The sequence below is a fragment of the Gryllotalpicola protaetiae genome, from assembly GCF_003627055.1.
In the GTDB taxonomy this organism is placed as follows: Bacteria; Actinomycetota; Actinomycetes; order Actinomycetales; family Microbacteriaceae; genus Gryllotalpicola; species Gryllotalpicola protaetiae.
The window spans coordinates 3,349,524-3,371,674 of record NZ_CP032624.1 but is presented as its reverse complement, the minus strand read 5'-3'; the positions used below and the strand labels follow the sequence as shown (position 1 = coordinate 3,371,674).

24 protein-coding genes are annotated in these 22,151 nt (G+C 69.7%); all 24 read left to right on the top strand.

The genetic code is table 11. The features are described 5' to 3' along the window. The 24 genes from ruvX to rpoZ all read left to right on the top strand — a co-directional run bounded on the left by ruvX (position 1) and on the right by rpoZ (position 22,126). A complete protein-coding gene (ruvX, locus tag D7I44_RS16415; RefSeq protein ID WP_120790477.1) occupies positions 1–465 on the top strand; it encodes a Holliday junction resolvase RuvX in 465 nt (154 codons plus the stop codon). Positions 466–488: 23 nt separating this feature from the next. After that, positions 489–1,982 (top strand): endolytic transglycosylase MltG, encoded by a 1,494-nt coding sequence (mltG, locus tag D7I44_RS16410; protein WP_162940334.1) that lies wholly within the window; start codon positions 489–491, stop codon positions 1,980–1,982. Continuing rightward, a complete protein-coding gene (locus D7I44_RS16405; protein WP_120790475.1) occupies positions 1,979–2,860 on the top strand; it encodes a shikimate dehydrogenase in 882 nt (293 codons plus the stop codon). The genes mltG and D7I44_RS16405 overlap by 4 nt, the downstream gene beginning before the upstream one ends. 10 nt (positions 2,861–2,870) lie before the next feature. Next, a complete protein-coding gene (gene aroC, locus D7I44_RS16400) occupies positions 2,871–4,085 on the top strand; it encodes a chorismate synthase (RefSeq protein ID WP_120790474.1) in 1,215 nt (404 codons plus the stop codon). Positions 4,086–4,087: 2 nt separating this feature from the next. After that, positions 4,088–4,591 (top strand): shikimate kinase, encoded by a 504-nt coding sequence (locus D7I44_RS16395; RefSeq protein WP_120790473.1) that lies wholly within the window; start codon positions 4,088–4,090, stop codon positions 4,589–4,591. Next, a complete protein-coding gene (gene aroB, locus D7I44_RS16390; protein WP_120790472.1) occupies positions 4,588–5,664 on the top strand; it encodes a 3-dehydroquinate synthase in 1,077 nt (358 codons plus the stop codon). The genes D7I44_RS16395 and aroB overlap by 4 nt, the downstream gene beginning before the upstream one ends. A 26-nt stretch (positions 5,665–5,690) precedes the next feature. Then, positions 5,691–6,344: a hypothetical protein gene (locus D7I44_RS16385; RefSeq protein WP_162940333.1), complete on the top strand. Its 654-nt coding sequence runs from the start codon at positions 5,691–5,693 to the stop codon at positions 6,342–6,344. A 71-nt stretch (positions 6,345–6,415) separates the two neighbouring features. Beyond that, positions 6,416–7,066 (top strand): TetR/AcrR family transcriptional regulator, encoded by a 651-nt coding sequence (locus D7I44_RS16380; RefSeq protein WP_120790470.1) that lies wholly within the window; start codon positions 6,416–6,418, stop codon positions 7,064–7,066. Further along, entirely contained in the window at positions 7,063–7,563 is a 501-nt protein-coding gene (locus D7I44_RS16375) for a hypothetical protein (protein WP_120790469.1), read from the top strand. The genes D7I44_RS16380 and D7I44_RS16375 overlap by 4 nt, the downstream gene beginning before the upstream one ends. A gap of 23 nt (positions 7,564–7,586) precedes the next feature. Beyond that, positions 7,587–7,985 carry a hypothetical protein gene (locus D7I44_RS16370; protein WP_120790468.1) on the top strand — a complete coding sequence of 133 codons (399 nt, stop codon included), beginning with the start codon at positions 7,587–7,589 and terminating at the stop codon, positions 7,983–7,985. Beyond that, complete coding sequence (gene aroQ / locus D7I44_RS16365) at positions 7,982–8,416, top strand: type II 3-dehydroquinate dehydratase (RefSeq protein ID WP_120790467.1); 435 nt, start codon at positions 7,982–7,984, stop codon at positions 8,414–8,416. Before D7I44_RS16370 ends, aroQ begins: the two co-directional genes overlap by 4 nt. Before the next feature lie 97 nt (positions 8,417–8,513). Continuing rightward, a complete protein-coding gene (gene efp, locus D7I44_RS16360) occupies positions 8,514–9,077 on the top strand; it encodes an elongation factor P (RefSeq protein WP_120790466.1) in 564 nt (187 codons plus the stop codon). After that, the gene (gene nusB, locus D7I44_RS16355; RefSeq protein ID WP_120790465.1) at positions 9,077–9,535 is read left to right on the top strand and encodes a transcription antitermination factor NusB; all 459 of its coding nucleotides are present in this window, start codon (positions 9,077–9,079) and stop codon (positions 9,533–9,535) included. Before efp ends, nusB begins: the two co-directional genes overlap by 1 nt. Positions 9,536–9,655: 120 nt before the next feature. After that, positions 9,656–10,027: a VOC family protein gene (locus D7I44_RS16350; protein ID WP_120790464.1), complete on the top strand. Its 372-nt coding sequence runs from the start codon at positions 9,656–9,658 to the stop codon at positions 10,025–10,027. A 150-nt stretch (positions 10,028–10,177) separates the two neighbouring features. Then, a complete protein-coding gene (locus D7I44_RS16345; protein ID WP_120790463.1) occupies positions 10,178–12,097 on the top strand; it encodes a M3 family metallopeptidase in 1,920 nt (639 codons plus the stop codon). Between the two features lie 67 nt (positions 12,098–12,164). Next, positions 12,165–12,716, top strand: a complete 552-nt coding sequence (gene pyrR / locus D7I44_RS16340) for a bifunctional pyr operon transcriptional regulator/uracil phosphoribosyltransferase PyrR (protein ID WP_120790462.1) — start codon at positions 12,165–12,167, stop codon at positions 12,714–12,716. Further along, complete coding sequence (locus D7I44_RS16335) at positions 12,713–13,660, top strand: aspartate carbamoyltransferase catalytic subunit (protein ID WP_120790461.1); 948 nt, start codon at positions 12,713–12,715, stop codon at positions 13,658–13,660. The genes pyrR and D7I44_RS16335 overlap by 4 nt, the downstream gene beginning before the upstream one ends. After that, positions 13,657–14,967, top strand: coding sequence for a dihydroorotase (locus D7I44_RS16330; protein ID WP_181445579.1), 1,311 nt, complete (start codon positions 13,657–13,659; stop codon positions 14,965–14,967). The genes D7I44_RS16335 and D7I44_RS16330 overlap by 4 nt, the downstream gene beginning before the upstream one ends. Further along, the gene (locus D7I44_RS16325; RefSeq protein WP_120790460.1) at positions 14,960–15,487 is read left to right on the top strand and encodes a PH-like domain-containing protein; all 528 of its coding nucleotides are present in this window, start codon (positions 14,960–14,962) and stop codon (positions 15,485–15,487) included. Before D7I44_RS16330 ends, D7I44_RS16325 begins: the two co-directional genes overlap by 8 nt. A gap of 1 nt (position 15,488) precedes the next feature. Beyond that, positions 15,489–16,637 carry a glutamine-hydrolyzing carbamoyl-phosphate synthase small subunit gene (carA, locus tag D7I44_RS16320; RefSeq protein WP_120790459.1) on the top strand — a complete coding sequence of 383 codons (1,149 nt, stop codon included), beginning with the start codon at positions 15,489–15,491 and terminating at the stop codon, positions 16,635–16,637. Positions 16,638–16,640: 3 nt separating this feature from the next. Next, entirely contained in the window at positions 16,641–19,940 is a 3,300-nt protein-coding gene (gene carB / locus D7I44_RS16315) for a carbamoyl-phosphate synthase large subunit (RefSeq protein WP_120790458.1), read from the top strand. Beyond that, positions 19,937–20,851, top strand: a complete 915-nt coding sequence (gene pyrF, locus D7I44_RS16310) for an orotidine-5'-phosphate decarboxylase (RefSeq protein ID WP_120790457.1) — start codon at positions 19,937–19,939, stop codon at positions 20,849–20,851. Before carB ends, pyrF begins: the two co-directional genes overlap by 4 nt. A 7-nt stretch (positions 20,852–20,858) precedes the next feature. Further along, a complete protein-coding gene (gene gmk / locus D7I44_RS16305; protein ID WP_120791023.1) occupies positions 20,859–21,809 on the top strand; it encodes a guanylate kinase in 951 nt (316 codons plus the stop codon). A gap of 53 nt (positions 21,810–21,862) precedes the next feature. After that, positions 21,863–22,126: a DNA-directed RNA polymerase subunit omega gene (rpoZ, locus tag D7I44_RS16300; protein ID WP_120790456.1), complete on the top strand. Its 264-nt coding sequence runs from the start codon at positions 21,863–21,865 to the stop codon at positions 22,124–22,126. Positions 22,127–22,151: the final 25 nt, after the last annotated feature.

The following is a 22,151-nucleotide window of genomic DNA, read 5'->3' as shown; positions in this document are numbered from 1 at the left end:
GTGCGCACCGGCATCCGCCTCGGCATCGACGTCGGCACCGTGCGCATCGGCGTGAGCCGCTCCGACCCGTCCGGCTTCCTCGCCTCGCCCCTCGAGACCGTGGCGAGGGCGGATGACGGGTCGGACGTCGCCCGCATCGTGCAGCTCGTCACCGAGCATGAGGCGATCGAGCTCGTCGTCGGCCTTCCGCTCGCCCTGTCGGGTCGCCGCACGGCGAGCACCGAGGACGCCGTCGGATTCGCCGAACGGCTCGCGGGCGCGGTCGCGGTGCCCGTGCGGCTCGTCGACGAGCGACTCTCGACCGTGACCGCGACCGTGTCGCTGCGCCAGTCAGGCAAGAACTCAAGGAAGTCGCGTAGCGTGGTAGACCAGTCTGCGGCTGCGGTGATTCTGCAGCACGCGCTCGACGCCGAGCGGTCAAGTGGCCGGCCGGCGGGCAGCGACGTCTCGCCGCCGAGTGCCTGACCCCCGTAAGGAGCGCCCCCCACGTGACTTTCCGAGCCACGCCCGACCATCGACCTGACCCGAATCAGGCCGGCGGGCAGACCCGGCAGCCGCTGACGCGCCGAGAAGCACGGGAGATGGCGGCGCGCGCCGAGGCTGAGCAGGCGGCACAGACGGCGTCGGCCGAGACTGCGGCCGCCGCCGCGCCCGAGCCGGTCCGTGCGCCCGAGGAGCCCGCGCCGACGGGCGCCGCAGTCTGGGCCGCAGCGCCGGTGACCGCACAGACGCCGGTCGTTCCCGGGGCGGCGCGACCTGAGCCGCAGGCATCCGTCGCCCCCGAAACCGATCACGCGCACTCCGATTTCGCATGGCTGCACGCCGCCACTCATCATCATGACGACGACCACGGCGGGCGCCGCGGCGGCGGGAAGCCGCCAAAGCCGCCACGCTCGGGGCGCCGCGGCCGACGGGCCGCGACCTGGATCATCTCGATCATCGTGATCCTCGGCCTGATCGGCGGTGGCGCGCTGTACGCATGGAAGACCTTCCAGCCGCAGGTGAACGCCGCAATCTCGCGCTTCGACCCGCAGCCGACCGACTACAAGGGCGACGGCACCGGTTCGGCGCAGATCACGATCAAGCAGGGCGACACCGGCTCGACGATCGCGAAGACCCTCGCCGACGCGGGCGTCACGATGACGCCGCAGGCGTTCTACCAGCTGCTGCTCTCGACCAAGCCCGACCCGGTGTTCCAGCCGGGCGTCTATCAGTTGCGCAAGCACATGAGCGCGTCGGCGGCTCTGACGCTGCTGCAGGACCCGAAGTCGCACCTCGAGCACACCCTGCTGATCAGGGAGGGCGACCGCGAGGTCACCGTGCTCCAGAACGCTTCGACCGCGACCGGCATCCCGCTCGCCCAGCTGCAGGCATCGGCCGCGAATCTCGCACCGTACGGGCTTCCGCCCCAGGCGAAGACGCTCGAGGGCTTCCTGTTCCCGGCCACCTACACCTTCGACCCCGGGGTGACGCCCGACCAGGTGATCGCCGCCCTCGTGAACCGCGCGAAGCAGGCGTTCGCCGACGACGGCCTGCCGACCGACCCGACCAAGCTGTGGAACACCGTCATCCTCGCGTCGATCGTGCAGTCGGAGGCGGGGTCGAACCCCGACGACCTGCCCAAGATCGCGGGCGTCTTCCAGAACCGGCTCAACCAGAACATGGCGCTCGAATCCGACGCGACCGTGACGTACGGCCTCGGCAAGTTCGCCGTGTTCACGAGCGACGCGCAGCGCGCCGACGCCTCGAACCTCTACAACACCTATGCGCACAAGGGGCTCACGCCGGGGCCGATCGGGAACCCGGGCGACGCGGCGCTCGAGGCCGCGATGAACCCGCAGGGCGATTACCTGTTCTTCACGGTCGTCAACCTGCAGACCGGCGAGACCGCGTTCTCGGAGACGGCGGACGAGCAGAGCGCCAACGTCGCGAAACTGCACGCCTGGTGCCAGGACCCCGCGAACAAGAGCTACTGCCAGTGAGCGCGCCCGTCGCAGACACCCGGCTGGCCGTGCTCGGCAAGCCGATCGGTCATTCGAAGTCGCCTACGCTGCACGCCGCGGCCTACGAGGTACTCGGGCTGCAGTGGATCTACGAGCGCCACGAGGTCGACGAGTCGACGCTCGCGTCGTTCGTGAAGTCGCGGGATTCGTCATGGCGCGGGCTCTCGCTCACGATGCCGCTGAAGCAGACGATCCAGCCGCATCTCGACCAGGTCGACCGTATCGGCGAGCTCACCGGCGCCGTGAACACCGTGCTGTTCGAGTGGGGCGGCGACACAGTGCACCGCTCGGGCTTCAACACTGACGTGCCCGGCATCGTGCGCGCGCTCGGGGCCGCGAGTGTCGGCTCGGTGCGGCGGGTGCACGTGCTGGGCGGGGGAGCGACGGCGGCCTCCGCGATCGTCGCCGCGAGCGAGCTCGGCGCCGAGAGCGCTCTCGTGAGCGTCCGCGCGCCGGAGCGCGCCGCGGGGCTCGTGCCGCTTGCGGCATCCGTCGGCCTCACCATCGACCTCGCTCCGTTCGACGCGCCGCGCGACGACGAGGCGACCGAGCTGCTGGTCAGCACGTTGCCGGGCGGCGTCGAGGCGCCGCTCGACTTCTCCGCCGCATTCCGGGCGCGCGTGCCGCTCTTGGACGTCGCCTATGAGCCGTGGCCGACGACGCTCGGGCAGGCATGGGCGGATGCCGGGGGAGTCGTGCTCGGCGGGCTGGCCATGCTCGTGCACCAGGCGCTCCTTCAGGTGCGCATCTTCGTCGCGGGCGACCCGTTCGCGCCGCTTCCCGACGAGGAATCCGTGCTCGCCGCCATGCTCGCGGCGGTCGGTCTCGCGGCCGATGGGACTCCGCTCGCCCGGTAATCTTGTGCATATGCTTCGTTGGCTCACCGCAGGGGAATCGCACGGACCCGAACTGATCGCCATGCTCGAGGGTCTTCCCGCCGGGGTGCCGGTCAAGCTCGATGAGATCCAGGGCGACCTCGCCCGCCGCAAGCTCGGCTACGGCCGCGGGGCGCGCATGAAGTTCGAGCAGGACGAGCTGACGCTCTCCGGCGGCGTGCGCCACGGATTCAGCATGGGCGGCCCGATCGCGCTGCGCGTGGGCAACACCGAGTGGCCCAAATGGGTCGACGTGATGAACCCCGAGCCGGTCGACCCCGCCGTGCTCAGCGGCGGCCGCGGCGCGCCCCTCACCCGCCCGCGCCCGGGGCACGCCGACCTGGTCGGCATGCAGAAGTACGGCTTCGACGAGGCCCGGCCGGTGCTCGAGCGGGCAAGCGCCCGTGAGACGGCGGCCCGCGTCGCGCTCGGCGCGATCGCGAAGTCGTTCCTGCGCGAGCTCGGCATCCAGACCGTCGCACACACGCTCTCGATCGGCCCGGTGCGTGTGCCGGACGGTGCGGCGCTGCCGCTGCCCGGCGACGTCGAGGCGCTCGACGCCGACCCGCTGCGCTGCTTCGACGCCGCGACGAGCGCGCTGATGGTCGCCGAGGTCGACGCGGCCCACAAGGACGGCGACACGCTCGGGGGCATCGTCGAGGTGCTCGCCTACGGCGTGCCGGTCGGACTCGGCTCGCACGTGCAGTGGGACCGCAAGCTCGACGGCCGTCTCGCGCAGGCGATCATGAGCATCCAGGCGATCAAGGGCGTCGAGATCGGCGACGGCTTCGAGACCACCCGCCGCCGCGGCTCGCAGGCGCACGACGAGCTCGTCGTCGAAGACGGCCTTATCGAGCGCACGAGCGACAAGGCAGGCGGCACGGAGGGCGGCATGTCGACGGGCACCGTGCTGCGCGTCCGCGCCGGCATGAAGCCGATCGCGACGGTGCCGCACGCGCTGCGCTCGATCGACGTGTCGACCGGCGAGGCCGCCCCCGCCCACCACCAGCGCTCTGACGTCTCCGCCGTGCCGGCCGCCGGCGTGGTGGCCGAGGCGATGGTCGCGCTCGTGCTTGCCGACGCCGTGCTCGAGAAGTTCGGCGGCGACTCGCTCGCCGAGACGAAGCGCAACCTCGCCGCATACCTCACCGCGATCCCCGCGACGCTGCGCACGGCCGTGGCGAGCCCCAGCGGCGCCGAGGCGTAGGCGTGGCGATCGTCCTCATCGGACCGCCCGCGGCGGGCAAGTCGAAGGTCGGCAAGAAGCTCGCACGGCTGCTCGACAAGGACTTCGTCGACACCGACGCGATCGTCGTGCGCGACCACGGCCCGATCACCGAGATCTTCGCCGAGCATGGCGAGCCGTACTTCCGGCGCCTCGAGCGCGCCGCGGTGATCGAGGCGCTCGCGCAGGACGCGATCATCTCGTTCGGCGGCGGCGCGGTGCTCGACGAGGACACCCAGCGCGACCTCGAGGCCCACGTCGTGGTGCTGCTCGACGTCGACCCCGAGCACGTCGAGGGCCGCATCACGGCGGACGGCAAACGGCCGCTCGCCCCCGACCTCGAGTCGTGGAAGGCGCTGGTCGCCGCCCGCCGCCCGCTCTACGAGCGTCTCGCCGATCGGCGGGTCGAGACCGCGAATCGCCCGCGCGACCAGATCGCAGCAGACCTCGCCGTGTGGATTCGATCAGGAAAAGAGTTCAGCGAATGAGCGACATCACCGAGATCCACGTGCCGGGCCTCGACCCGTATACGGTGACGGTCGGCTACGGCATCCGCAACTCTCTCGCCGACAAGCTCGGCGACGACGTCTCGAAGGTGCTGATCGTGCATCCGCCGACGCTCGCGGCTGCGGCATCCGAGCTGCGCGAATCGCTCGCCGGGAAATACCAGGTGCTGCTCGCCGAGGTGCCCGACGGGGAGGCCGCCAAGCGCGTCGAGGTCGCCGCGTTCTGCTGGCAGATCATGGGGCAGGCCGACTTCACCCGCTCCGACGCCGTGATCGGCTTCGGCGGCGGCGCGGCCACCGACCTCGCCGGCTTCGTCGCGGCGACCTGGCTGCGCGGCGTCAAGCTGATCCAGGTGCCGACCACGGTGCTCGGCATGGTCGACGCAGCGGTCGGCGGCAAGACGGGCATCAACACGGCGGAGGGCAAGAACCTCGTCGGCTCGTTCTACGCGCCGGCCGCCGTCGTCGCCGACCTCGACACCATCTCGAGCCTGCCGCGCAACGACCTGCTCGCCGGCTTCGCCGAGATCGTGAAGTGCGGCTTCATCGCCGAGCCCGAGATCCTCGAGATCGTCGAGGCGGGCGTCGAGAGGGCGACGGATGCTTCGAGCGATGAATTCCGCCGCGTCGTCGAACTGTCGATCGCCCTCAAGGCGCGCGTCGTGGGGGAGGACTTCAAGGAATCCGGCCTGCGCGAGATCCTCAACTACGGCCACACCCTCGGCCACGCGATCGAGCACGCCGAGCGCTACCAGTGGCGGCACGGCGCGGCGATCTCGGTCGGCATGGTCTATGCGGCCGAGTTGTCGAGGCTGGCGGGCAGGCTGTCGGATGCCGCGGCCGACCGGCACCGCAGCATCCTCACGTCCTTGACCCTGCCGACCACCTACCCACTCGGCCGCTGGCAGATGCTGCTTGCGACCATGCGTCGCGACAAGAAGGCCCGAGGGGCGATGATGCGCTTCATCGTGCTCGACGACATCGCGCGGCCGACCGTGCTGCGCGGGCCTGACGAGTCGCTGCTGTTCGCCGCCTATCAGGAGGTCGGCGTCTAGCTGCCGCACGCGGGTAGCGTCGACGCATGACTGAAGCGCGCCGTCGCACCGGGGTGCTGCTGTGGTGCGCGGTTGCCGCTGCCGTGCTGGCCGTCGTCGCGCTGCTGCTGACCGGCCGGCTCAACGCACCCCTGCTGCCGCACACCGTCGCGAAGCCCGCGCCGCTGTCCGTGCAGTGCTTCGACACCGACGGCGAGCTGATCTCAGGGTGGACTGCGCACGCATCCGACCCCTCGAACGTGCCGCGCGTGGACCCACTCAGCGTCTGCACCGCGATCGAGGAGGACGCCCAGGCGGTGGCGCAGCTGGATCAGATCGCGGTGCAGCAGCGCACACTCGGCAACGGCTGCGTCACCTTCTCGGCGAGCGACGGCGGCCGGTGGGCCTTGACCGATGTGGTCTCCGCTAACGGCACCTACACGGCGAGCGGCGGCCCGGCCCCCGGCAGGCTGCCGAGCTTCGGCGAGGTCGAGCAGCCCGCGCCGATCGCGAAGCTCGCGCCGCTGCCCGCGCAGCTCGACGGGTGCGTCGAGCTGCCGAAGCTGACCTGGAAGCTCGCGCTGCCACCGCTCGCCGCCTGCACCGCCGACGGCCTCACCGTGTCGGTCTACCCGCGCAAGTCCGGCCAAAGCGCCGCCGCCGCGTGCGCCGCCAAGGACCTGGTCGTCGCCGCCGGCTGATCTCCGCTCTCTCTTGCCCGCGATGGCTTGTCGGACTAGTTTTTGAACATGTTCAAGAAACGGATGCGGCGATGAAGTCCGAACAGACACGCGAGCTGATCAGAGGAGTGGCGCTCCAGTCGTTCCGCGAGCAGGGCTTCGACGCGACGACCATGCGCTCCATCGCAACGCAGTCGGGCGTCTCGCTCGGGAACGCGTACTACTACTTCCCGACGAAGAACCACCTCGTGCAGGAGCTGTACCTCGAGGTACAGGAAGCCCATCGGGCCGCGGCCGTGCCGCTGCTCGCCGACGTCGGCGAGCTGACCGCGCGCCTCGGTGTCGTGCTGCGCACCGGGCTCGACCAGCTCGCTCCATTCCACGAGTACGCGGCCGGATTCCTGACCGCAATGGTCGCCCCAGCGTCGCCGCTCAACCCCATGTCGCCCGAGTCGGCACCCGCTCGGGCGATCGTCGTCGCGCTGTTCCGCGAGGCCGTCGACGGGGCGAAGCAAACGCTGCCGGCCGACTTCGCGTCGCGGCTGCCGAAGGCCCTCTGGCTCGCGTACCTGCTGCTGTGCCTGTTCTGGAGCTACGACCGCTCACCCGGGCAGCGCAACACCACCCGGCTGGTCGACCAGGGTCTCAAGCTGTTCAAGGCGGCCCTGCCGCTGCTGCGCGTTCCCGGCGTTCGCGCTCCGCTGCGCACCCTGCTCGACCTCGTCGGAGAGGTCGGCGCATGAGCGCGCTTGAGACCCGCTACGAGAAGAGGTCGGTGCGCGCCGTCGACTTGCCCCGCGCTTTCACCTTCGGCGAGTTCACCCGCGGGGCGGCGCTGGCGTGGGCGTGGTTCCAGCCGTGCGTCATTGCCACCGGCGCAATCATCGGCGCGTTCACCGAAGGACCTTCCGGTGTCACGCTCGGACTGCTGCCGGTGGTCATCGGCCTGCCGTTCACCGTCGTCACGACGGTCGTGGGGTCGCCGATCGCATACTTACTCGGTCGCGCACTCGAGCGACGGCGCGGCGACGTGATTCACCTGGCGGCTTTCGCTGCGTACGGCATGGTGCTCGGCGCCGTTGTGCCGATGATTGTCTTAGGGAGCCCTCTGGGTGGCGACGCCATTGCCTTGATGTGTGGAACCGCCGGGGCTTTCGCTCTGCCGCTGGGATGGTGGACCACCTCGCGGATAGCGCTGCGCGATGATCGCCGAGGCGCCATGAGTGACATGTCGGGGTGATGAGCCACGATAGGTTTCTGCGCATGGCCGACACCGTCGCTGAGCACCTCCAGGTCAAGAAGGGCGAGAGCATCGCCATCGTCGGGGCGACGGCCGAACAGCGGGCGCTGCTGCTCCCGCTGCCGGAGGGTTCGACCGAGGCATCCGTCGCCGACGCCGACGCGGTGTTCGCGTTCTCGCCCGATCTCGATCAGCTGCACCGCGATCTCGCCGACCTTCTGCCGCAGCTCGTCAACACCCGCGTGGTCTGGCTCGGTTATCTCAAGGGCGGGAAGGGGCCGCTGAACCGTGACATCATCGCGCGCGCCGTCCTCGAACACGGCTGGCGCGCCATAGGCAACCGGCCGCTCAACGACGAGTGGTCTGCCGTGCGCGTGCGCCCGTTGAAGAACGACGAAGACCCGCTAGCGTTGCGACCGTGACCCACGTCCTTGTCTTGAACGGCCCCAACCTCGGCACCCTCGGCACCCGTGAGCCCGAGATCTACGGAAGCGACACGCTCGACGACCTGCGCGCGCTGCTCGAGGCCGATGCCGTGACGCTCGGCGCCACCCTCGAGGTCAGGCAGACCGACCACGAGGGCGAGCTGCTCGGCTGGCTGCACGCAGCCGCGCAGTCGAAGACTCCGGTCGTGCTGAACGCCGGGGCGTGGACCCACTACTCGATCGCCCTGCACGACGCCGTGCAGTACGTCACCAGCTCCGGAGTGCCGCTGATCGAGGTGCACATCTCGAACCCGCACGCGCGCGAGGAGTTCCGCCACACGAGCGTCGTCACCGCCGTCGCCACCGGGGTCATCGCGGGCTTCGGCTTCGACTCCTACCGGCTGGCACTTGCGCAGCTCGCGCGCTGATCAGGGCCTGAAAGTGGCGCGCGGACCCGCTGATAGAATTCCCCTTGGCCCATTCGGGCCCCGCTGCTGACTTTTCGCAATATCGATCGGATTCCTCATGGCTTCAACCGCTGACATCAAGAACGGCGTCGTCCTCAACATCGACGGCCAGCTCTGGACCATCATCGAGTTCCAGCACGTCAAGCCGGGCAAGGGCGGCGCGTTCGTCCGCACGAAGATGAAGAACATCCTGACCGGCAAGGTCGTCGACAAGACGTACAACGCGGGCACCAAGATCGACATCGAGACCGTCGACCGCCGCGACTACCAGTACCTGTACAACGACGGCGAGTCCTTCGTCTTCATGGACCAGACGGACTACGACCAGATCAACGTGCCCGCCACCATCGTCGGCGACGCGGCCCACTTCATGCTCGAGAACCAGATCGCGACGATCGCGATGAACAACGGCAACCCGCTGTATGTCGAGCTTCCCGCCTCGGTCGTGCTCGAGGTCACCTACACCGAGCCCGGTCTTCAGGGCGACCGTTCGAGCGCCGGCACCAAGCCCGCGACGCTCGAGACGGGTTACGAGATCCAGGTGCCGCTCTTCCTGGAGAACAACACCAAGGTCAAGGTCGACACCCGCACGGGCGACTACCTCGGCCGTGTGAACGACTAGTGAGCGCACGCACGAAGGCCCGCAAGCGGGCTCTCGACATCCTCTACGTCGCCGACCTGCGGGGCATCCCGATCGCCCAGGCCCTGGCCACGGAGGCCGAGCGCGCGGCGAACGAACCGGCGCGCGAGGCATCCTGGCTGTACGCCCGCGACATCGTCGACGGCGTCAACGACCACCGCGCCGAGATCGACGAGCTGATCGAGACCTACGCGCACGGGTGGACGCTGGCGCGCATGCCCATCGTCGACCGCGCCATCGTGCGCATCGGCGTGTGGGAGCTCCTGTACAACCCGGAGGTGCCGACCGGCGTCGCGATCTCCGAGGCCGTCGAGGCGGCCACCGTGCTGTCGACGGAGGACTCGTCCGGCTTCATCAACGGCCTGCTCGCCAAGATCGCGCAGACAGCGGGCGATGACGATGCGACGGATGCCCCGGCCGAGGCGCCCGCAGGAGAGTAAGCCCTGCTTCCGTGAAGGTCCCACGCCGAGACGGCGACTATCTACGGCCAGCTCGTCTGTCGTGCTTCATATGAGGATCCTGCTGCGGGCCGGCGTCGCGGTGCGGCCTATTGTCGGAGCGTGGAGAGAGAGCACCCTTCGCTATCCATCGTCGCAATCTCTCTTGACTGCGCCGATCACGACGAGCTCGCTGGTTTCTATGCCGGCCTCCTTGACGGTGCGGTCATCTGGCGCACCGAATCGGCGGCGGCCGTTCGGATCGGGCCATTCGCATTGATCGCACAACGCGTCGATCCATATGCGAGGCCGACGTGGCCGGGCGCATCCGTCGTGCACCTGGATATCAGCTGCCCTGACATCCGGCTTGAAGATCAGACAGACTTCGCCGTCGCCCAGGGCGCGACCATTGCCGGATTCCAGCCGGATCCCCGCTGGGTCGTCATGCTCGATCCAGCCGGGCACCCGTTCTGCCTCACACCGTACACACCCTGAGCGGCGCCGCAAACCGGTCCCTCGCCGCGCGTTCTGGTCCGCGGTTCGGCTCCAGGCCGAACCTGTTTGCAGCGATGCACGACGCTGACCTCCGCTGCGCGGAGAGCCGGGGTCGAGGTCGTCGGCGCCTGACCCCGGTAGCTTGGCAGCATGCCCCTGTCTCCGCTTGAGCTGCCCGCGACCGACTCCGACTGGCTGGCATGGGGTGAGAGCTATACTGCGGGGCTGATCGACACGTTCCGGGCGAGCGTCGCCGCTCTCAAGGACGGCTCGACGTACGGTGCGGCCGAGGTACTCGCGCTGTGGAACGACGGTGACACGGCGATCGGCGACGTTGCCGCAGCATCCGAGCTGCTCAGCGAAGTGCACCCTGACGAAGCGGTGCGCAAGCTCTTCGAGGACCGCGCCCGCGAGGCCGACAAGCTCGCCACCGAGCGTCAGCAAGATGTCGAGCTGTACGCGCTCGTCACCGGTCTCGACGGCGCGGGGCTCTCGAGCGAGGCCGCGCGCCGCCTCGCTCGGCTGCTGCGCGACTTCCGGCTCGCCGGCGTGCATCTCGACACGGCTGCGCGCGCCGAGGTCGCCGCCCTGGAACACCGCATCACCGAGCTGTCGCAGGAGTTCAGCCGCAACATCCGCGACGACGTGCGCAGCGTTCGGCTCGCCCCCGAGCGACTCGAAGGCCTGCCCGCAGACTGGGTCGCCGCCCATCCCGTCGACGAAGACGGCCTGGTGACGGTCACCACCGACTACCCCGACGTCGTGCCGTTCCGCACCTACGCCGTCGACGCCGACGCGCGCCGAGAACTCACCGTCGCATCCCAGAACCGCGCCTGGCCCGCCAACGACGGCGTGCTCGCCGAGCTGCTCGAGCTGCGGGCGAAGAAGGCGGCGCTGCTCGGCTTCGACAGCTGGGCAGAGCTCGACGCGCAGACGAAGATGACCGGATCGGCGACCGCGATCGAGGAGTTCATCGCGCGGCTGCACGAGACGGTGGGGCCGCAGGCGCAGGCGGACTGCGGCGTGCTGCTGGCGGCCCTGCGGGCCGAGGACCCGGAGCAGACATCCGTCGATTTCTCGGCCAATATGCACGCACTCGAGCTCGTGCGCCGCGAGCGGTTCGACGTCGACACTCAGCTCGCGCGCCGCTATCTCGACATCGCGAAGGTGCGACAGGGGCTGCTCGACGTGACAGCGCGGCTGTTCGGGCTGCAGTACCGCGAGGTGGCCGACGCCCCGCGCTGGCACCCCGAGGTGCACGTCTACGACGTCGCGCTCGACGGTGCAGAGCTCGGCCGCATCTACCTCGACCTGCACCCGCGCGACGGCAAGTTCAAGCATGCGGCGGCGTTCGTGCTGCGGCACGGCGTCGCGGGTCGCCAGCTCGGCTCCGCCGCGCTCGCCTGCAACTTCAACCGAGGTCCGCTGCTGCACTCCGAGGCGGTGACGCTGTTCCACGAGTTCGGGCATCTGGTGCACCAGCTCGTCGCCTCCCGCCACGAGTTCGCCGCGCTCTCGGGCATCGCAACCGAATGGGACTTCGTCGAGGCGCCCAGCCAGCTGCTCGAAGAGTGGGCGTGGGATGCCGCCGTGCTGCAGACCTTCGCGACGGATGACGACGGTCTGCCGATCCCCACAGACCTCGTCGAGCGGATGCGGGCGGCCAACGCGTTCGGCCGCGGGCAGTGGGCCGCACGGCAGCTCTACTACACGGCCGCCTCCTACTTCCTGCACCGCGACCGACCCGCAGACCGCACGGCACGCGCCGCGGAGCTGCAGGCCGAGTACGACGTGCTCGCGCCGCTGCCCGACGATCACGGGCACACGTCCTTCGGGCATCTGACCGGCTATTCGAGCGCGTACTACACCTACCTCTGGAGCAAGGTCATCGCCGCCGACCTCTTCACCGCGTTCGATCGCGGCGATCTGTTCGAGGAATCCGTCGCACACCGCTACCGCGACCTGGTGCTCGCACCGGGCGGCGCGAAGGATGCCGCGCAGCTCGTCGAGGACTTCCTGGGCCGGCCTTACTCGTTCGGCGCGTTCGGAGATTGGCTCGCCGGCCGCTGATAAGGTTGGCTCTTGTAAGTAGGCACTCTTTAAGACCGTCCCGTGAGGCGGAGAAGGGAGTCGGCGGATGAGCACGAGAATCGTGCTGAGTGAGGCTGACATCGCCCGTGCGTTGACGCGGATCTCTCACGAGATCCTCGAGTCGAACCGGGGAACGGAAGGTCTCGTCGTCCTCGGCATCCCGACCCGCGGTGTGGCGCTGGCGCAGCGCATCGCCGCGAACATCGCCCGCATCGAGCCGGGCAGCGAGGTCTTCGCCGGCAGCCTCGACGTGACCATGTACCGCGACGATCTCGCCCACACCCGCACCCGCACGCCGGGGCGCACGAGCGTTCCTGCCTCGATCGACGGCGCGACCGTGGTGCTCGTCGACGACGTGCTGTTCTCGGGCCGCACGATCAGGGCTGCGCTGGACGCACTGAATGACCTGGGACGCCCCCGCATCGTGCGCTTGGCCGCCCTCGTCGACCGCGGGCACCGTGAGCTGCCGATCAGGGCCGATTTCGTCGGCAAGAACCTGCCGTCGGCGTACGACGAGCGGATCAACGTGCACCTCGTCGAGAACGACGGCGACGAGTTCGTCGCGATCGAGAGCAAGCGAGAGGAGAGCGCGGAATGAGGCACCTGCTCTCCACCAAGGATCTCTCGCGGGAATCCGCGATCCGCCTCCTCGACATTGCCGAGGACATGGCCGAGGTGCAGAACCGCGAGGTCAAGAAGCTGCCGACACTGCGCGGCAAGACCGTCGTCAACCTGTTCTTCGAGGATTCGACCCGCACCCGGATCAGCTTCGAGGCCGCGGCGAAGCGCCTCTCGGCCGACGTCATCAACTTCAGCGCGAAGGGCTCGAGCGTCTCCAAGGGCGAGAGCCTCAAGGACACCGCGCAGACCCTGCAGGCGATGGGCGCCGACGGCGTCGTGATCCGCCACCAGTCCTCCGGCGCGCCGTTCACCCTGGCGACCAGCGGGTGGATCGACGCGGGCGTCATCAATGCGGGCGACGGCATGCACGAGCATCCGACCCAGGCGCTGCTCGACGCCTTCACGATGCGCCGCCGACTGCACGGCGAGGCGAGCCGCGGCAAGGCGCTCGACGGCGTCGCGGTGACGATCGTCGGCGACATCCTGCACTCCCGCGTCGCGCGCTCCAACGTGTGGCTGCTCGACACTCTCGGCGCGGAGGTCACCCTGGTCGCGCCGCCGACCCTTGTGCCCGTCGACGTCTCGGGCTGGCCGGTCGCGGTCGGCTACGACCTCGACGAGGCGATCGACGACGGTGTGCCCGACGTGCTCATGATGCTGCGCATCCAGGGCGAGCGGATGCATGCCGCGTTCTTCCCGAACGAGCGCGAGTACTCGCGCACCTGGGGTCTCGACGACGAGCGCCTCGCGCGCCTCGCGGGCGACACCATCGTCATGCATCCCGGCCCGATGAACCGCGGGCTCGAGATCTCGGCGGCCGCCGCCGACTCGCCCCGCTCGACCGTGCGCGAGCAGGTCGCCAACGGGGTATCGGTTCGCATGGCGGCGCTGTATCTGCTTCTGGCCGGAGAGGAATCATGAGCTCGTATCTGATCGAAGGCGCCACGCTGCCCGGCGGCGAGCGCGCCGACCTGCTCATCGAGGACGGTGTCATCGTCGAGTCGGGCACGAACGTCAGCGCGACGGATGCCGAGGTGATCGACGCCGACGGCCTGATCGCCCTGCCGGGCCTGGTCGACCTGCACACGCACCTGCGCGAGCCGGGCTACGAGCAGTCCGAGACGGTGCTCACGGGAACCCGTGCGGCGGCGGCCGGCGGCTACACGGCCGTGTTCGCGATGGCGAACACCTCGCCCGTCTCCGACACCGCGGGCGTCGTCGAGCAGGTGCTGTCGCTCGGCGAGGCCGCCGGCTTCGCGACGGTGCGGCCCATCGGCGCGGTCACCGTCGGCCTCAAGGGCGAGCGGCTCGCGGAGCTCGGCGCCATGGCCCGCAGCCGCGCGCGGGTGCGCGTGTTCAGCGACGACGGATTCTGCGTCGCAGACCCGTTGCTGATGCGTCGCGCACTCGAGTACGTGAAGGCGTTCGGCGGCGTCATCGCCCAGCACGCGCAGGAACCGCGCCTGACACAGGGTGCCCAGATGAACGAGGGCGCGCTCTCGGGCGAGCTGGGGCTGGCGGGCTGGCCGGCGGTGGCCGAGGAATCCGTCATCGCCCGCGATGTGCTGCTCGCCGAGCACGTCGGCAGCCGCCTGCATGTCTGCCACGTCTCGACGGCGGGCTCTGTCGAGGTGATCCGCTGGGCGAAGTCGCGCGGCATCGACGTGACCGCCGAGGTCACCCCGCACCACCTGCTGCTCACGGAGGACCTGGTGCGCGGCTACGACGCCCGCTACAAGGTGAACCCGCCGCTGCGGACCCGCGACGACGTGGAGGCGCTGCGCGCGGCGCTCGTCGACGGCACCATCGACATCGTCGCCACCGACCACGCCCCGCACCCCGTCGAGGCGAAGGACACCGAGTGGGATGCCGCGGCGAACGGCATGGTCGGGCTCGAGTCGGCTCTCTCGGTCGTTCATGCGGCGCTCGTCGCCGACGGCCGCCTCGACTGGGCAGACGTCGCCCGCGTCATGAGTGCGAAGCCCGCCGAGATCGGCGCGCTCGCGGGGTACTCCGACGGGCTCGCCGTCGGCGCGGCCGCCAATGTCACGCTCTACGACCCCGAGGCGTCGCGCTCGTTCTCGACGGCCGACCTCGCCGGCAAGGGCGTCAACTCGCCGTATCTGGGGCTCGAGCTGCCGGGGCGGGTGCTGCACACCTTCCACAACGGCCGGCGCACCGTCGCCGACGGGGCCGTGCTCGACAGTGCGGAGGTGGCGAATGCCTGAGTGGGCCTCGACGATCATCGTCGCCCTCGTTCTGCTGCTGGTCCTGTTCGGGATGTGGCAGGGCTGGCGTGCGATGGTGCGCCGGGCGGCGCACCTCACCCCGTCGCACGACGTGCCGACGGGGCTCGGGCAGCCGATCGCTGCGACCACGACGTTCTATGTCGCGACGACAACGCACGAGAAGCCCCTCGAGCGGCTTGCGATCGCAGGGCTCGGATTCCGCGCGCACGGCGCCGTCGCCGTGTATGACGCCGGCCTCGTGCTGACCGTCACCGGCACGGAGGACGTCTGGGTACCGGCATCCGCCGTCATCGCCGTGCACCCTGCGACCGTCGCGATCGACAAGGTGGTCGAGAAGGACGGGCTGCTCGCCCTGTCCTGGAACCTCGGCGACACGCTCGTCGACAGCTACTTCCGCGTCACCGAGCCCGAGAAGACGGGCGCGCTGTTCGACGCCATCGAATCCATCGCTGTTTCAGCACACCCTGCAACCAGCGCCAACGCAGAAAGCGAGGTCTGACGTGCCTGTTCCTTCCCCCGCCGTCCTGGTACTTGAGGACGGGACCCGCTACGAGGGCCGCGCCTACGGCGCGGAGGGCCGCACGCTCGGCGAGCTCGTCTTCGCGACGGGCATGACCGGCTACCAGGAGACCCTGACCGACCCGTCGTACGCGGGCCAGATCGTCATCCAGACGGCGCCGCACATCGGCAACACCGGCATGAACGACGAGGACATGGAGTCGCGGCGCATCTGGGTCGCCGGCTACGTGGTGCGGGACCCTAGCCGCGTTGTCTCGAACTTCCGAAGCATCCGCAGCCTCGACGACGAGCTCGTCTCGACCGACATCGTGGGCATCTCAGGCATCGACACGCGCGCGGTGACCAGGCACATCCGCGACCTCGGCGCCATGCGCGCCGGGATCTTCTCGGGCGGCGACGCGACGCTGTCGCAGTACGAGCAGCTCGAGCTGGTGCGCGCCGGCGACGAGATGGCAGGCCTCAACCTGTCGGCGCAGGTGTCGGTCACCGAGAACACCGTGACCCCGGCCGTGGGCGAGAAGATCGGCAACCTCGCGGTGCTCGACCTCGGCGTCAAGCAGTCGACGATCGTGAACCTCGCGAACCGCGGCTTCGAGGTGCACGTCCTTCCGCAGGACTCGACCCTCGAGCAGATCCTCGCCATCGAGCCGGTTGCGGCCTTCTACTCGAACGGCCCCGGCGACCCGTCCGCCTCAGAAGGCCAAGTGCAGGTGCTGCGCGGGGTGCTGGACGCAGGCCTGCCGTTCTTCGGCATCTGCTTCGGCAACCAGCTGCTCGGCCGCGCGCTCGGCCTCGACACGTACAAGCTGCCGTTCGGCCACCGCGGCATCAACCAGCCGGTCGTCGACAAGTCCACCGGCCGCGTCGAGATCACGGCGCACAACCACGGCTTCGCAGTGAAGGCGCCGTCGAACGATGAGCCGTTCGACTCGCCGAACGGCTACGGCCGCGTCGAGGTGAGCCACGTCGATCTCAACGACGACGTGGTCGAGGGCCTCAACGCCCTCGACATCCCGGCGTTCTCGGTGCAGTACCACCCTGAGGCGGCGGCCGGCCCGCACGACGCCAACTACCTCTTCGACCGCTTCCGCGAGCTCGTGCTCGACCAGACCAAGAAGGACGCCGAGTAAGACATGCCCAAGCGCCCCGACATCAACAGCGTCCTCGTCATCGGCTCAGGGCCGATCGTCATCGGCCAGGCGGTCGAGTTCGACTACTCGGGCACCCAGGCGTGCCGCGTGCTGCGGGCAGAGGGGGTGCGCGTCATCCTCGTCAACTCGAACCCCGCGACGATCATGACCGATCCCGACTTCGCCGACGCGACCTACGTCGAGCCCATCACGCCCGAGGTGATCGAGACGATCATCCAGAAGGAGAAGCCGGACGCGATCCTGCCGACCCTCGGCGGGCAGACCGCGCTCAATGCCGCGATGGCACTGCACGAGCAGGGCATCCTCGAGAAGTACGGCGTCGAGCTGATCGGCGCCAAGGTCGACGCGATCCGCAAGGGTGAGGACCGGCAGGTCTTCAAGGAGCTCGTTCTCGAAGCGGGGGCCGACGTCGCGGCATCCGTCATCTGCCACACCGTGGACGACCTGCTGGCCGGCGCCGAGAAGCTCGGCTACCCGCTCGTCGTGCGCCCCTCGTTCACGATGGGCGGCCTGGGCTCCGGCTTCGCCTACAACGAAGAGGACCTGCGTCGCATCGGCGGCGCGGGCCTGCACGACTCGCCCACGCACGAGGTGCTGCTCGAGGAGTCGATCCTCGGGTGGAAGGAGTACGAGCTCGAGCTCATGCGCGACACGGCCGACAACACCGTCGTCGTCTGCTCGATCGAGAACGTCGACCCCGTCGGCGTGCACACAGGCGACTCGATCACCGTCGCGCCGGCGCTCACGCTGACCGACCGCGAGTTCCAGAACCTTCGCAACATCGGCATCGAGATCATCCGCCGCGTCGGCGTCGACACCGGCGGCTGCAACATCCAGTTCGCGATCGACCCGGCGAACGGCCGGGTCATCGTGATCGAGATGAACCCGCGCGTCTCGCGGTCTTCCGCACTGGCATCGAAGGCGACCGGATTCCCCATCGCGAAGATCGCCGCCAAGCTCGCGATCGGCTACCGACTCGACGAGATCCCCAACGACATCACCCGCGTCACCCCGGCGAGCTTCGAGCCGACGCTCGACTACATCGTCGTCAAGGTGCCGCGCTTCGCGTTCGAGAAGTTCCCTGCGGCGGACCCGACGCTCACCACGACCATGAAGTCGGTCGGGGAGGCGATGGCGATCGGCCGCAACTTCTCGACCGCGCTGCAGAAGGCGCTGCGCAGCCTCGAGAAGCGCGGCTCGTCGTTCCACTGGGACGAGGAGGAGCGCACGGTCGACGAACTGCTCGAGCTCGCCGCGACCCCGACCGACGGCCGCATCGTGCTCGTGCAGCAGGCGCTGCGCAAGGGCGCGACGGTCGAGCAGGCGTTCGACGCGACCAAGATCGACCCGTGGTTCCTCGACCAGATCGCGCTGATCAACGAGGTCGCCGAGGATGTGCGCAGCGCGCCGACCCTCGACACCGCGACGATGGTGTGGGCGAAGGAGCACGGCTTCTCCGACGCGCAGATCGGGCAGCTGCGCGGCTTCCGCGAGGCCGACGTGCGCGAGGTGCGCCACATCCTCGGCGTACGCCCCGTCTACAAGACGGTCGACACCTGCGCGGGCGAGTTCCCGGCGCTCACCCCGTACCACTACTCGAGCTACGACCTCGAGACCGAGGTCGAGCCGTCGAGCAAGCGCAAGGTCGTCATCCTCGGATCCGGCCCGAACCGCATCGGCCAGGGCGTCGAATTCGACTACTCGTGCGTGCACGCCTCGTTCGCGCTGCACGACGCCGGCTTCGAGACGATCATGATCAACTGCAACCCGGAGACCGTGTCGACCGACTACGACACCTCGGACCGCCTGTACTTCGAGCCGCTGACGCTCGAGGACGTCCTCGAGGTGATCCACGCCGAGTCGAAGTCCGGTGAGCTCGTCGGCGTCGTCGTCCAGCTCGGCGGCCAGACCGCGCTCGGTCTCGCGACCGGCCTCAAGGAGGCGGGGGTCACGATCCTCGGCACGAGCCCCGAGGCGATCGACCTCGCCGAGGAGCGCGGGCTGTTCGCCGGCATCCTCGAAGACGCGGGGCTCCTCGCGCCGCGCAACGGCATCGCCTACGAGCTCGACGGCGCCAAGCAGGTCGCCGGCGAGATCGGTTACCCGGTGCTCGTGCGCCCGAGCTACGTGCTCGGCGGCCGCGGCATGGAGATCGTGTTCGGCGAGGACCAGCTGGTCGACTACTTCGACCGCATCGAGGGGCAGGGCATCGTCGGCCCCGGCCATCCGCTGCTCGTCGACCGCTTCCTCGACGACGCGACCGAGATCGACGTCGACGCGCTCTACGACGGCGAGCGGCTCTACATCGGCGGCGTCATGGAGCACATCGAAGAGGCCGGCGTGCACTCCGGCGACTCGAGCTGCACCCTGCCGCCCGTGACCCTCGGCCGCTCCGACATCGCGAAGGTGATCGACGCCACCGGCAAGATCGCCGAAGGAATCGGGGTGCGCGGGCTGCTCAACGTGCAGTTCGCGATCAGCGCGGGCGTGCTCTACGTGCTCGAGGCGAACCCGCGCGCCAGCCGCACCGTGCCGTTCGTGAGCAAGGCGCTGGGGATTCCGCTCGCGAAGGCCGCCAGCCGCGTGATGGCGGGCGCGACCATCGCCGAGCTCATCGCGGAGGGCCTGCTGCCCGCCGCCGACGGGTCGGCGGTGCCGCTCGACGCGCCCGTCGCCGTGAAGGAGGCCGTGCTGCCGTTCAAGCGCTTCCGCAACAAGGCGGGACAGGTCGTCGACTCGCTGCTCGGGCCCGAGATGCGCTCGACCGGCGAGGTCATGGGCATCGACCGCGACTTCCCGCGCGCGTTCGCGAAGAGCCAAGCGGCGGCATACGGTGGCATCCCGTCCTCCGGCACCGTCTTCGTCTCGGTGGCGGACCGCGACAAGCGCAACATCATCCTGCCGATCCTCCGGCTCACCGAGCTCGGCTACCGCGTGGTCGCCACGGAAGGCACCGGTGAGGTGCTCGCCCGCAACGGCATCGCGAGCGAGACCGTGCGGAAGTTCTCGGAGAGCGAGCTCGCCGGCGAGTCGGTCGTCGACATGCTGAACCGCGGCGAGGTCGACATGGTCGTGAACACCCCGACCGGCGGCTCGACCCGGCACGACGGCTACGAGATCCGTGCCGCCGCGGTCGCCGCCGACAAGCCGCTGTTCACCACGATCAGCGAGCTGTCGGCCGCCGTCGCCTCGATCGAGGCGGTGCGCGCCGGGTTCGAGGTGAAGAGCCTGCAGGACTACCAGCGCGAGCGCGACGCCAGGCTCGAGGGGAGCCTCGCATGAGCGACACCGGGTTCGGACTGGGGTTCGGCTTCGGGGGAGTGCTGCAGTCGGCCCTCGAGGCCTTCGGGCCGCTGTGCGTCGGCATCGACCCGCACGACTTCCTGCTCGACGAGTGGGGCCTGCCGTCCTCGGCGGCCGGCGTGCGCGAATTCGGGCTGAAGGCGGTGGATGCCGCGGCCGGCCGCGCCGGCATCGTGAAGCCGCAGGTGGCGTTCTTCGAGCGTTTCGGCTCTGCCGGGTATGCCGCACTGGAAGAGGTACTGGCCGCGGCGCGCTCGGCCGGCCTCATCACCATCGCCGATGCGAAGCGCGGCGACATCGACACCTCGCTCGCGGGCTACGCCGAGGCGTGGCTCACCCCCGGCGCGCCGCTCGAAGCGGACGCCGTCACGATCAACCCGTTCCAGGGCGTCGGCTCCCTCGCCTCCGCGATGGAGTACGCGACGGCGAACGGCAAGGGGATGTTCGTGCTGGCCGCGACCTCGAACCCCGAGGCCGCGCGGCTGCAGAGCGCACGCGTGCAGCAGGCGAACACGACGAGTTCCGGCTCTGATCAGGCATCCCTTGCCATCCCGACCGTCTCTCGTGCCATCATCGATGATGTGAGCGCATTCAATGCGGGTCGCGTCGGAGAAGGGCCGGTCGGCTCGATCGGCGTCGTCATCGGTGCCACCATCGACTTCGCCGCGCTCGGGGTCGACGTGCACACGGCGCACTCGCCCGCTCTGCCCGTGCTCGCGCCGGGCTTCGGGCACCAGGGGGCTCTGGGGACCGACGTGCGGAGGCTGTTCGGGTCGCTCGCGCCGTACACGCTCGTCTCGGAATCCCGCAGCCTGCTGCAGGCGGGCCCACGCGGCCTCGCGACTGCGATCGACGCCCGCGCCGCCGAGTTGCGAGCCGCCCTTGTCTGAGCTCGAGGTGAGCGAGTCGGCCGAGGGCACGCGCGGGGCCGCGCGTCCCACGCCACCCGACGTCGACCGCGCCGCGGCATCCCGCGCAGCCGTCGCCGCGCGGCGCGCCCGTGCCGACCTCAAGGCTCAGATCGCCTCAGGCAAGCGCAGCGCGGAATCCGTCCTCGACGAGGGCGCGCGCGACCCCAACGGGCCGGCGGGCACGCTGCGGGTCACGGACTTCCTGCTCGCGATCCCCGCGATCGGCGTGACGAAGATGAAGGCGACGCTCGATCGGCTCGAGATCTCGCAGGTGAAACGCGTCGGCGGCCTCGGCCGGCACCAGCGCGAGCGGCTGCGCGAGTTCCTGCGCGAGCGGGCGCGGCTGTCTGCGCGCGGGCACGGGGCCGGCCGTCTCGTCGTGCTCGCCGGGCCCACGGCGGTCGGCAAGGGCAGCGTGTCGTCCTACATCCGCGAGAACTACCCGGAGGTGATGTTCTCGGTCTCTGCAACGACGCGGAAGCCGCGACCCGGCGAGGTCGACGGCGTGCACTACTACTTCGTCGACGACGCCGAGTTCGACCGCATGATCGCGGCCGGCGAGTTCCTCGAGTGGGCGACGGTTCACAACCTGAGCCGCTACGGAACACCCCGCGGGCCCGTCGACGGTGCGCTCGCGGCCGGCCGCAACGTGCTGCTCGAGATCGACCTGCAGGGCGCCCGCCAGGTGCGGGCCAACGATCCGGCTGCGCTGCTCGTGTTCCTCGCACCGCCCACCTGGGACGAGCTCGTGCGCCGTCTCGTCGGACGCGGCACCGAGACTCCCGAAGAGCAGCGGCGCAGGCTCGAGACCGCCAAGGTCGAGCTCGCCTCTGAAGACGAGTTCGACCGCACCGTCGTCAACACCACCGTGCCGGAGGCCGCGCGCGAAGTCGTAGACTTGATGTCTGTGCCGATTCGCGCGCAAACGCGCGACTGACCGCGGCACCCCCGACCAATCCCTGGTCGACACAGACCCGTTAGGAGCACCCCATGGCGACGTCCCAGAAGGGCATCATCGACCCGCCGATCGACGAGCTGCTGAGCAAGGTCGAGTCGAAGTACGCGCTGGTCATCTTCGCGAGCAAGCGCGCTCGCCAGATCAACGACTACTACGCCGACCTGCACGAGGGCAGCCTGTTCGACAACGTCGGCCCGCTGGTCGACTCGTCCGTCGACGACAAGCCGCTGTCGGTCGCCCTTCACGAGATCAACGAGGACAAGCTCGTCGTGAAGCCGATCGCCGAGCAGGCCTAGTCCTCGAACGCCGCGCACGTGACCT